Origin of the sequence: Kitasatospora sp. NPDC059462 (assembly GCF_042749955.1) — a bacterium.
Taxonomy (GTDB): domain Bacteria; phylum Actinomycetota; class Actinomycetes; order Streptomycetales; family Streptomycetaceae; genus Kitasatospora.
The window spans coordinates 39,230-49,963 of record NZ_JBHYUU010000039.1; the positions used below are offsets into that span (position 1 = coordinate 39,230).

The 10,734-nt window shown below is 74.3% G+C and carries 12 protein-coding genes and 1 pseudogene; 4 read left to right on the forward strand and 9 right to left on the reverse strand.

Going from position 1 to position 10,734, the window contains the following annotated elements:
• Positions 1–36: 36 nt before the first annotated feature.
• The 5 genes from ACFXAM_RS13300 to ACFXAM_RS13320 form a co-directional block, all read right to left on the reverse strand.
• Entirely contained in the window at positions 37–954 is a 918-nt protein-coding gene (locus ACFXAM_RS13300) for an ABC transporter ATP-binding protein (protein ID WP_380290526.1), read from the reverse strand.
• 9 nt (positions 955–963) lie between these two features.
• Positions 964–1,875, reverse strand: coding sequence for an ABC transporter permease (locus tag ACFXAM_RS13305; protein WP_380290528.1), 912 nt, complete (start codon positions 1,873–1,875; stop codon positions 964–966).
• Positions 1,859–2,869 (reverse strand): ABC transporter ATP-binding protein, encoded by a 1,011-nt coding sequence (locus tag ACFXAM_RS13310; protein ID WP_380290530.1) that lies wholly within the window; start codon positions 2,867–2,869, stop codon positions 1,859–1,861. Before ACFXAM_RS13310 ends, ACFXAM_RS13305 begins: the two co-directional genes overlap by 17 nt.
• A gap of 157 nt (positions 2,870–3,026) precedes the next feature.
• The gene (locus ACFXAM_RS13315) at positions 3,027–3,914 is read right to left on the reverse strand and encodes an LLM class flavin-dependent oxidoreductase (RefSeq protein WP_380290532.1); all 888 of its coding nucleotides are present in this window, start codon (positions 3,912–3,914) and stop codon (positions 3,027–3,029) included.
• A gap of 60 nt (positions 3,915–3,974) precedes the next feature.
• Positions 3,975–4,886 carry a serine/threonine-protein kinase gene (locus tag ACFXAM_RS13320; RefSeq protein WP_380290534.1) on the reverse strand — a complete coding sequence of 304 codons (912 nt, stop codon included), beginning with the start codon at positions 4,884–4,886 and terminating at the stop codon, positions 3,975–3,977.
• Positions 4,887–4,972: 86 nt separating this feature from the next.
• Between ACFXAM_RS13320 and ACFXAM_RS13325 the strand changes: the two genes are divergently transcribed.
• From ACFXAM_RS13325 to ACFXAM_RS13335, 3 genes are all read left to right on the forward strand, one after another.
• Positions 4,973–5,518 carry an RNA polymerase sigma factor gene (locus tag ACFXAM_RS13325; RefSeq protein WP_380290536.1) on the forward strand — a complete coding sequence of 182 codons (546 nt, stop codon included), beginning with the start codon at positions 4,973–4,975 and terminating at the stop codon, positions 5,516–5,518.
• Between the two features lie 157 nt (positions 5,519–5,675).
• Positions 5,676–6,377, forward strand: coding sequence for a hypothetical protein (locus tag ACFXAM_RS13330; protein ID WP_380290538.1), 702 nt, complete (start codon positions 5,676–5,678; stop codon positions 6,375–6,377).
• A gap of 94 nt (positions 6,378–6,471) precedes the next feature.
• Positions 6,472–7,152: a hypothetical protein gene (locus ACFXAM_RS13335; protein ID WP_380290540.1), complete on the forward strand. Its 681-nt coding sequence runs from the start codon at positions 6,472–6,474 to the stop codon at positions 7,150–7,152.
• Positions 7,153–7,236: 84 nt separating this feature from the next.
• Here the strand turns inward: ACFXAM_RS13335 and ACFXAM_RS13340 are convergent, their stop codons facing one another.
• Positions 7,237–7,425 carry a hypothetical protein gene (locus ACFXAM_RS13340; RefSeq protein ID WP_380290542.1) on the reverse strand — a complete coding sequence of 63 codons (189 nt, stop codon included), beginning with the start codon at positions 7,423–7,425 and terminating at the stop codon, positions 7,237–7,239.
• A 208-nt stretch (positions 7,426–7,633) separates the two neighbouring features.
• Here ACFXAM_RS13340 and ACFXAM_RS13345 point away from each other — a divergent pair, with 208 nt between their 5' ends.
• Positions 7,634–8,473, forward strand: coding sequence for an HAD-IIB family hydrolase (locus ACFXAM_RS13345; protein ID WP_380290544.1), 840 nt, complete (start codon positions 7,634–7,636; stop codon positions 8,471–8,473).
• Positions 8,474–8,491: 18 nt separating this feature from the next.
• Here ACFXAM_RS13345 and ACFXAM_RS13350 read toward each other — a convergent pair whose 3' ends face one another.
• The 3 genes and pseudogenes from ACFXAM_RS13350 to ACFXAM_RS13360 form a co-directional block, all read right to left on the reverse strand.
• Positions 8,492–9,268: a phosphate ABC transporter ATP-binding protein gene (locus tag ACFXAM_RS13350; RefSeq protein ID WP_380290552.1), complete on the reverse strand. Its 777-nt coding sequence runs from the start codon at positions 9,266–9,268 to the stop codon at positions 8,492–8,494.
• Between the two features lie 176 nt (positions 9,269–9,444).
• The gene (locus ACFXAM_RS13355) at positions 9,445–10,383 is read right to left on the reverse strand and encodes a class E sortase (protein ID WP_380290546.1); all 939 of its coding nucleotides are present in this window, start codon (positions 10,381–10,383) and stop codon (positions 9,445–9,447) included.
• A pseudogene (locus ACFXAM_RS13360) lies at positions 10,380–10,734 on the reverse strand (phosphate ABC transporter substrate-binding protein); the annotation flags it as partial. The gene ACFXAM_RS13355 and the pseudogene ACFXAM_RS13360, both read right to left, overlap by 4 nt.

The window sequence follows — 10,734 nt, forward strand, 5'->3', positions numbered from 1 at the left end:
TGCCGGTCGGCGGGGCGGTGCCCCCGCTGCGCGCCGCTAGGCGGAGACGAGGTAGGAGAACACGCTCTCCAGCGACTCGTCCGCCGGTGCCACGGTGTACAGCCGGATCCCGGCCCGCTGGGCGACCTTCGGCAGCAGCGTGGTGAAGCCCTGGAAGTTCACCGCCTGGATGCGCAGGGCGTTGTCCTGCCGGTCCAGCTCGATGCCGGAGGTCGACGGGTCGGCGATCAGCGCCGCCGCGAGCCGCCGGTCGTCGCTGGAGCGCACCAGGTAGCGGTGCGGGCGGTCGGTCATCAGCCGGCGGATCTTCCGGAAGTCGCCGGAGGCGGCGTGCCGTCCGGCCACCACGACCTCGATGTGCCGGGCCAGCTGCTCGACCTCCTCCAGGATGTGCGAGGAGAACAGCACCGTCCGGCCGTCCGAGCCGAAGCGCCGCAGCAGGTCCATCAGCTGGAGCCGCTGGCGCGGGTCCATGCCGTTGAACGGCTCGTCCAGCAGCAGCACGGCCGGGTCGTGGACCAGCGCCGAGGCCATCTTGACCCGCTGCTTCATGCCCTTGGAGTAGGTGCCGGTCCGCCGTTCCTGGGCGTACTCCATCTCGACCAGGGCGAGCGCCCTGCGGGCCGCGGCGCCCGGGTGCGCCAGCCCGTGCAGTTCGGCGTTGGCGAGGACGAACTCCCAACCGGTCAGGTAGTCGTACATCGACTCCCGCTCGGGGACCAGACCGATCTGCCGGTACACCTGCTGGTTGCGCCAGATCGGCGCGCCGTCCAGGGTCACCGCCCCGGTGGACGGCGCCAGGAAGCCGCTCATCATGTGGATGAGGGTCGACTTCCCGGCCCCGTTCGGCCCCAGCAGGCCGGTGATGCCGGGGCCGATCGCCATGCTGACGTCGTTGACGGCGACCACGTTGCCGAACCAGCGGGAGACCTTGTCGATGGTGATGGTGGCCATGACGCCCTCTCAAACGTTGCGGTAGCGGCGCAGCAGCAGCCGGTACGAGCCGGCCACCATCGCGGCGGCGACGGCGGTGAACACCAGCAGGCCGAGCCCGCCCGGCGCGTGCAGCCGCTCGGCGCCGGTGCCGAGGTCGAACAGCTCGTTGGTCAGGCTCTCCACCAGCCCGCCGGGCGACAGCAGCACCGCCCACTGCGCGGAGTCCGGGAGGTTCTCGTCGAAGCCGACGGTCGTCATGCTCATCCCGACCACGACCGCGACCACCGTGGTGCTGATCGCGAGGTAGCCCATGATCGCGGCCACCCCGAAGCCGCGGCGGGGCGTGGCGGCGGCGATCACCACCGCGACCGAGGTCGGCACCAGCGCGTAGAGCACCGCCGCCACCAGGCCGTAGAAGAAGTGCTCGGTCTGGTCGCCGAAGTCCAGCTTGATCAGCAGCGAACCGGCGTACAGCACCACCAGCGGCGCGAGCATCAGCAGCAGCTGGGCGCAGGCCATCGCTCCGAACTTGGCCCGCACGTAGTCGGCGCGGGTGATCGGGCGGGAGAAGTACAGCGGCACGGTGTGGTGGCGCAGGTCCCGGGAGAACAGCACCGGCGCCTGCGAGGCGAGGAAGATCGAGACCACCAGCCCGATCGCGCTCAGGTACTGCGCGTAGTCCACCGGGAGCCGGTCGGACGCGGTCATCAGCGCGACCGCCACGATGATCAGGGCCGGCACGGTGGCCGCGCCCAGCACGATCATCGGCAGCACCTTGGACTTGCCGGACCGCCCGAGGCCGTAGGCGGCGCGCAGGCTCTGGGTGAACAGCGAGCGCGCGGCGTACGCCCGGCCGAGCCGGGGCCCGGTGTAGCCGCGGTAGCCGATGTCGTGGATGACACCGGTGTCGGCCGACCGGAACTCAGGAGGCAGCGACATCTGCGGTACTCCCCTCGTTCTCCGTCGTCCCCGTCGTGTCCGTCGTGTCCGTCGTGCCCGTCGTGTCCGCGTCCCGGGTGAAGAGTTCGGCGACCCGGTGCCGCCGTTCCTCCAGCCGGACCAGCCCGAGCCCGAGGTCCGCGACCGCGTCCCGGATCGCGTCGTAGGTGTCGTCACCGGCCAGCCGCACCAGCAGGACCCGCGTGCCCTCCGGCTCCACCGAGAGGCCCCGCGCCGCCAGCCGCTCGCGCACCGCGGCGCCCGCGTCCAGGCCGTGGTCCTGCGGGTGGTCCGTCACCTCGACCGCCAGGGTGGCCGTCGTCCCGGTGAAGGACGCGGTGGACGAGGAGCGCAGCAGCTTGCCGCCGTCGATGACCACCAGGTGGTCGCAGGTGCGCTCCAGCTCGCCGAGCAGATGGGTGGTGACCAGCACCGAGATGCCGAAGTCGGTGTACACCCGGCGGATCAGCGCCAGCATGTCGTCGCGGCCCACCGGGTCCAGCCCGTTGGTCGGCTCGTCCAGCAGCACCAGCTTCGGGTCGTGCACCAGCGCCTGGGCCAGCTTCACCCGCTGCTTCATGCCCGTCGAGTAGCCGCCCATCGGGCGGTAGCGCTCCTCGTAGAGCCCGACGTGCCGCAGCGTGTCCGCCGTCCGCTCGCGCGCCGCGGCGGCCGGCAGCCCGGCCATCCGCGCCATGTGCACCACGAATTCGGTGGCCGAGACGTCCGGCGGCAGGCAGTCGTGCTCCGGCATGTAGCCGACCTGCTCGCGGATCTCCGACCCCTGGGTGGCGATGTCCAGCCCGAGCACCCGCCCGGTTCCGGAGGTCGCCGGGGCCAGCCCCAGCAGGATCTTGATGAGTGTGGACTTGCCCGCCCCGTTCGCCCCCACCAGACCGACCACCCCGGGCTCGACCTCAACGGTCAGCTGATCGAGGGCGGTCACCCGGGGGAACCTCTTGGTGAGGCCGTCCGTCTTGATGACAGTGGACACGGCCCTCACCGTAGTGCCCGCCCCCGTCTCCGGTCATGAGCTGCGATGAGGACCCCGCCTGCTGCTCCGGTATGACGGCGCCGCCCGCTTCCCCTAGGGGATCACCGCTCCCGCCCCGGGGGGCGGCGGCCACCGCACGCCGCCCCCCGAGCCGTCGTCAACCCAGCTGCGCGAGGCCCTCGGTGGCGATCCGCTCGAAGACCGCGAAGTCATTGGCGAAGATCGAGTCCGGCACCGGCCAGTGCACCACCAGCTCGGTGATGCCCAGCTCCCGGTAGGTGCCCGCCCAGTCCACGAAGGCGTCCAGCGAGGCCAGCGGCCGCTCCGCCGTCGAGCCCTGGAGCAGCATCTTCTCCAGCGTCGCGACGTCCCGGCCCTTCTCCTCGCAGGCGGCCGTCAGCTTCTCGATCTGCGTCGCGACGACCGCGGGCGCCTGCTCGGCCGGCACGTCCGCCGGTCCCTTCGGATCGCCGTAGGTCACCCAGCCCTGGCCGTACTCGGCGGCCAGCCGCAGGCCGCGCGGTCCGGCCGCGGCGACGTAGAACGGCACCCGGGGCCGCTGCACGCAGCCGGGGATGTTCCGGGCCTCGACCGCCGAGTAGAAGCTGCCCTCGCGGGTCGTCGCGTCGTTGCGCAGCAGCTCGTCGAGCAGCGGCAGGAACTCCCCGAAGCGGTCCGCCCGCTCCTTCGGCGTCCACGCCCGCTGGCCCATCGCCGTCGCGTCGTAGCCGGTCCCGCCGGCCCCGATGCCGACCGTCAGCCGCCCGCCCGAGACGTCGTCGAGGGTGATCAGGTCCTTCGCCAGGGTCACCGGGTGCCGGAAGTTCGGCGAGGTCACCAGGGTGCCCAGGCGGAGGCGCTCGGTGGCGGTGGCGGCGGCCGTCAGGGTCGGGACGGCGCCGAACCACGGCTCGTCGCGGAAGCTCCGCCACGAGAGGTGGTCGTAGGTGTACGCGGCGTGGAAGCCGAGGTCCTCGGCCTGCCGCCAGATCTTCTGTCCCTCGCCCCACCGGTGGATGGGGAGGATCACCGTGCTCAGTCGCATGCTCCCGACCCTATGGTCTGCGGTGCGCGACCGCCGGTGCGCGCGGGCTCCGTGTCGGGTTCAGCGCGGCAGCCAGCTCAGCAGGGCCGCCGCCGTGAACACCGCGCCCGCCGCCAGGCAGACCGCGCGCCGGGTCAGCCGCCCGGAGCCCGCCGGGGGCCGGGGCTGCGGGACCGGGGCCAGCAGCGCGTCCGCGAAGGCCCGGGCGGTCGGCGGGCGGTCCGCCGGCTCGACGGACATCGCGGCCCGCAGCAGCAGGGCGACGTCCGGCGGGAGCTCCGCTGCGGCCGGGAGCGGCGGCAGCGTCGAGGCGGCCGGCCCGTCGGTCATCATGGCGGTGGCGCGTCCGCCCGGGCCGAACGGCTTCTGCCCGGTCAGCAGCTCGTAGGCCACGACGGCCAGCGCGTACACGTCGGCCCTGCCGTCGAACCCGCCGGTCTGGAAGGCCTGTTCCGGCGCCATGTAGGCGGGCGTGCCCGTGGTCACCGTCAGCCCGGACGCGTCGGCCAGCCGCTTGGCGCTGCCCAGGTCCGCCACCAGCACCGCGGCGGGCGCGGGGCCGGTGGCGAGCAGCAGGTTGGACGGCTTGACGTCGCGGTGCACCACGCCCGCCTCGTGCAGGACCTGGACGGCGTAGCCCGCCTCCGCGGCCAGTCGCAGCGCCTCCTGCGGGTCGCACCGCCCGACCAGGTCCGCCAGGGTGCCGCCGCGCACGAGGTCCATGACGAAGAAGGGCCGGTCCTCCTGCACCCCGACGTCGTGCACCCGGACCACCCGCGGACTGGCGATCCGGCGCAGCAGCCTCGCCTCCGCCAGGAACCGCTCGCGCACGTCGGCGTTGGCGGCCCAGTTCTCGGCCAGCACCTTCACCGCGACCTCGGTGTCGAGCTCCGGATCGTAGGCCTTCCAGACCGTGGCGAAGGAGCCGGCTCCGAGCCGCTCCAGGAGGAGGTAACGACCGAGCTTGCGCATGTGGCAGCATTCTGCCGGAGTCGGGGGGAGCGTGGAACTCCCGTTCGACGGGCGGGGTGCCGGGCGGGACGAACGGGGGGATCCGGGTGTTCGAGGAGGGCGAGCTGGAACGGCTCGTGGAGGCCGCTCGGGCGGGGGACCCGGGATCGATGGAGCACCTGCTGGCCAGGCTGCGGCCGGTGGTGCTGCGCCGCTGCTCGCGTTTCCTGCCCCACCACGCCGACGCGGAGGAGGCCGCGCAGGACGCGCTGCTGTCCATCAGCACGCACCTGGGCGGGTACGGCGGCCGCGGCTCCTTCCTGGGCTGGGTGACGGTGATCGCCTCGAACGCCGCCCGGTCCACCTACCGCTCGATGCGCCGGCGCGCCGAGGACAGCCACGCCGACCTCCCCGAGTCCGCCGACCCGCGCACCACCAGCGTCATCGCCGGGACCCGGCTCGACCTGATGGAGGCGCTGGCCGCGATGGAGCAGCAGCACCCCGCCCTGGTGGAGGCCTTCGTGCTGCGCGACCTCGGCGACCTGACCTACGTCCAGGTGGCCGAGGAGCTGGACGTCCCGTTGGGCACGGTCAAGGACCGCATCCACCAGGCCCGCCGCTTCATGCGCGAGCGCCTGGTCACCGGACCGTGAACGGCCGTCCCCCGGCGGGCGGCCGCGCCGTCGTCCGGCCCCGGTCCGCCGTCGCCGCCCTGCTGGCGGCCGCCGCGCTCGGGCTGGCGACCGGCCGCTTCGTCCTGCCACCGCCCCCGGCGCCACCGCGCACCCGGCGGCGCGGCCGACCGCCGCGGTGTCCGCCGGGTCCGTCCCGACGCCCGCCTCCCCGGCCTCCGGCTCCGCCTCGCCGACCGGCACGACCGGCGCGACCGGCGCGACCGGCACGACCGGCACGACCGCCGCGACCGGCGCGACCGGGCCGATGACGACCGCGAACCTCCTGGGACCCGCGGCGTTCCGCCCGGACGTCGACACCGGCCGGATCCACGTCACCGACCGGTACGGCGACGGCAACTACGCCAACGCGGCCTGCACCGGCGAGAAGACCTTCACGCAGACCCTCGGCGGGCCCGGTGCCCACTTCCGCGGACTGCTGACCGGCACCCGGACCGCGCCGGACGACCCCACGCGGGCCATCGACCGCGCCGACCAGGTCGCCCTGGAGGTCGCCGCCGAGGCCCCGAGCCCCGCCCTGGCGCAGAACTTCGCCGATCGCCTGCTGCTGGAGGAGGTGCCCTGCCAGCAGGAACCGCCGGGGCACTGGGTCTACGGAAGGACCACGACGCTGCAGCTCGCCCCGGACGTCACCGCGAGCTGGATGGGCGTCTACCAGGGAACGCTCAACACCACCGGCCGAGCGCCCGAGGGCGAGGAGCCCTGCGGCGGCGTCGCCGTGCTCCGCAGCGGCCGCCACTACGGGATCCTGGAGGTCTCCGCCTGCCTGGGCACGGCCGCGATGGACCGCGTCGTCAGGGCCGCTCTGTCACAGCTGTGAAACAGCCGGTCGGGGGGCCAACTTTCCCTCCTCCGGCGTCATCACCCCGGTTGTACGAGGACGCAGCGGGCGTCCCGACCAGCAGGGGGACCAGATGACCGAGAACCGTTCCGTCCAGCAGACGTCCGTTCGCCGCCGCAACCGGCTCGCCGCCGTGGCCTGCTTCGCCGCCGCCGTGATCACGGCCGGCGTCGTCGGCACCCAGTCGGCCACCGCCGACGGGGCCGCGCGCACCGCCGCGCCCGGCACCGCGGCCGCCGCGCCCGGACTCGGCTCCACCGGCCTCGTCCAGAGCGAGGACTTCCGGCGGGGCCCGAACCCGGTCGGCGCGACCGTCGCGCTGGACGGCCGCCAGGGGCTGTCCGCGTGCTCCGGCGAGGAGACGATGCGCGGCCTGACCAAGGACCGGGCCACCGCGTACGCGTCCGTGACCTGGACCTTCGACACCGAGGGCGCGCTGAACGAGACGGCCGCGAACGCCCCCACCCGGGCGGCGGCCGACACCTGGGAGAAGCAGCTCGTCGCGCTCGTCCAGGCCTGCCAGGACGAGCCCGCCGGCCACTGGTACTACGGCGCGGCCCACACCCTGACCGCCCCCGGCGGCACCGCCCGCTGGTACCTGTCCTACAACGGCGACGGCGTCGTCAGCGGCGGGGCCGCGGTCCTGCGCAGCGGCACCCGGGTCGGCGTCGTCGAGCTCGTCGACCGGTCCACCGGTACCCCGGGCCGCGTCGAGGACCTCGTCGGCGCGGCGCTGAAGCGCCTCTCCTCCTGAGGGACGGCCCGCTCCGCCCGCACGGCCGGGCGGAGCGGGCCGGAACCCCGAAGGCGGGGGGGTCGCCCGGCCCGCGGGAGGGGGTCAGGGGTGGGGGCGCTGGGCGGGCAGGCGCAGGGAGTGGGCGGGGGTGGTGCGGCGGGCGAGGTCGGCGAGGGTCTCGAAGAGGATGTCGCCGATCAGCACGGGTTCGCGGGAGGGCGGTGGGGCCTGCTCCTCGGGGAGGGGCGCGGGCTCGATCTCGATCTCGTCTCGGACCTGGCGAGTTCGCATGGCTCTTCCTGCCGACGGGGTGGCCGAGTGGGTCCTGCCCGGTCGGGGGCGGTGGGACACCCCGGAAGCGGGCGGATCGGCCGGAACTGGCGCAGCGGGGGCCGAAACGTGCCGCGGTGATCACGACGGGGACGGAACGGGGACGGGCCGGGGACCGGACGGGGACGGGGAGTGGGGGGCCGCGTCGGCGGTGGGCGAAGATGGAGCGGTGACCACACCGCACACCGCTCCCCCGACCCGGCTGATCGCCACCGACCTGGACGGCACGCTGCTCTGCTCCGGCGGCACCGTCACCGAGCGCACCGCCGCCGCGCTGGCCGCCGCCGAGGCGGCCGGGATCCAGGTGGTGTTCGTGACCGGCCGCCCGCCGCGCTGGATGCAGCAGGTGAGCGCGCACATCGGCGGCCACGGGGTGGCGATCTGCTCGAACGGCGGCGCCGTGGTGGACGTGCGGCGCGGGGCGCTGCTGGAGTCGTTCCCGCTGGCGGCCGAGGACGCGCTGGCGGTGGTGCGCCGGCTGCGCGCCAAGCTGCCGGGCACCGCGTTCGCCTTCGAGTACCCGGAGGGCTTCGCCCGGGAGCCCGGTTACGAGGTGCGGATGTGGGGGCAGGACGAGAACCACCCGGTCGGCCCGGCCGAGGAGCTGCTCGGCCCGGGCGGCGCGGTGCGCGGGCTGTTCAAGCTGCTCGCCAAGCACCCGGACCTGGACCCGGACAAGCTGCTCGCCGAGGCCAGGGACGCCGCCGGGGAGCTCGCCGAGATCACCCGCTCGGCGCCGATACCGCTGCTGGAGATCAGTGCGCCCGGCGTCACCAAGGCGAGCACGCTGGCCCGCTGGTGCGCCGGGCGGGGGATCGACCGGAGCGAGGTGGTGGCCTTCGGCGACATGCCGAACGACCTGGAGATGCTGGCCTGGGCCGGCACCGCGTACGCCGTGGCCAACGCCCATCCGCAGGTGCTGGCGGCGGTGCCGCTGCACACCGTGAGCAATGAGCAGGACGGCGTCGCCGCGGTGCTGGAGGAGATCCTCCGGCACCGCGGCGAGTGAGGGCGGCGGCGGCCGCCGTTATCCGAAGCGGCCGTTGACGTAGTCGGCGGTCCGCTGGTCGCGCGGGTGGTGGAAGACCTGCTCGGTCGGCCCTGCCTCGACGATCCGGCCGGGGGTGTCGTGGGTGGCCAGGAAGAACGCGCAGCTCTGCGACACGCGCTGGGCCTGCTGCATGTTGTGGGTCACGATCACGATGGTGAGCCGGCCGCGCAGCTCCTCGATGGTCTCCTCGACCCGGCGGGTCGAGGTCGGGTCGAGCGCCGAGCAGGGCTCGTCCATCAGCAGGATGTCCGGCGAGACCGCCAGCGACCGCGCGATGCACAGGCGCTGCTGCTGGCCGCCGGAGAGCGAGCCGCCGGGGGCGTCGAGGCGGCTGGCCACCTCGTCCCAGAGGCCGGCCTGGCGCAGGCTGGTCTCCACCAGGTACTCGCGCTCGTCCTTGGACACCTTGATCCCGGCGAGCTTGAGCCCGCTGGAGACGTTGTCCTTGATGGACATCGCCGGGAACGGGTTGGGCCGCTGGAACACCATGCCGATCCGGCGGCGCACCTCGGCGGGGCGACGGCCGGGGCGGTAGACGTCGTCGCCCTCCAGCAGCACCTGGCCGGAGAGCGCGGCGCCGCGGACCATCTCGTGCATCCGGTTGAGGATCCGCAGGTAGGTGGACTTGCCGCAGCCGGACGGGCCGATCAGGGCGGTCACCTCCCCGGCGGGCATGGCGAGCGAGACCCGCTCCAGCACCTTGCGGGAGCCGAACCAGGCGGAGACGTCGCGGGTCTCCAGCCCGGCCAGCACGGGCTCCTGCTCGTAGCCGTCGTAGTGCGCGTCCTGCGGGTAGAGCAGCTTCCCGTCCTGGCCGGCGTAGTCGGCGGCCGGCAGCGTCATCGTGGTCTCGTCGGCCCCCGGGGCCTGGTCGTGCGGCAGGTCGGTCATCGGTGCATCCGTCATCGGTACGGTCCTCCGGGCGCGCTTCAGTAGAGGTTGGGCAGCAGGGCGGCGGCGTTCTCGTAGACCGCCCAGAGCAGCGCGCCGATCACCGGCGCGAGGCTGAGGTAGGCGGCCGAGCGGTGCCAGTACCGGGCCAGGACGACGACCGCGGTCACCGCGCCGAGCAGGCCCAGCGTCCACAGCTGCAGCGTGGCCAGCACGCCCTTGTCGGCGGCCAGCGCCTTGTCGTACGGCACGGTGGCGGGACGGCCGCCCGGGTTGGCCACCGGGTCGTTGTCCAGCCGGGCGCCGATCATCACCGTGGAGCGCGGGATCCAGTCGGAGTCGCTGGTGACCAGCACCAACCGGTTGCGCACCGGGTCCGCGATCGGGTGGTCCCCGTCGCCGTACACGTTGACGGTGTAGGTGAACTTGCCCTGCCCGGTGGTGGCCTCGATCTTGTCGCCCACCCGCAGCTTGGTCAGTTCGGCGAACGGCGCCCCGAAGGTCGCCCCGCGGCCGAACAGCACCGCGACGCCGGTCTGTCCGGGCAGCGCGGTGTCCCGGCGGTGGCCGGGACCGCGCATGAGGTCCCGGCCGGTGGTGCCCTCCACCACGACCACCTGGTGCAGGCCGATCGCGGGGATGTCCAGCAGGGCGACGGGGGAGCCGTCCGGCGCCTTGCCGGTCGGCGCGGTCGCCTTGCCGAGCTGGTCGCGGAAGGACTTGTAGGCGGTGGACTGGAAGTGCTTCTGCTGCACGTGCGAGAGCGTGAACAGGTAGCCGACGAAGCCCATGGTGATCGCCGCCAGCAGGCTCACCGCCCAGGCCCCTTGCAGGAACCGGACCCGCTTGGCCGTCCGGCCGGGGCCGCCGGAGGCGGAGCCGGACCCGGCGCCCTCGGCGGCGGGCGCGGGGTCGGCCGCCGGGGCCGGCGCGGACTGCGCCGGCCCGACGGGCTTCTCCAGGGCGGGGGCCGTCATGACCGGCCGCCCGTCTGCGAACGGCGGCGCAGCAGGCGGCGGCCGAGCAGCGGCGGGACGATGACGACGGCGAGCAGTTCGAGCGCGGTGAGGGTGCTCAGGGTCCAGTCCTCCGGACGGCCGGCGACCTCGACGACGTCCGCCGCGACCTCGGTGCCGGCGCCGCTGCGGCCGCGGGCGACCACCTGGCCGGTCTGCGGGTCGACGACCTGCTCGACCGCCTGGTCCCCGCCGTCGCCGGCCGGCGCGTTCGGGTCGGCAGCGTCGGCCGCCGGGGCGTTGGGGGCGCCCGCCGCACCGGTGCCCGCGGCGCCGGCGCCGCCCGTGCCACCGGCCCCAGCTCCAGTCGAC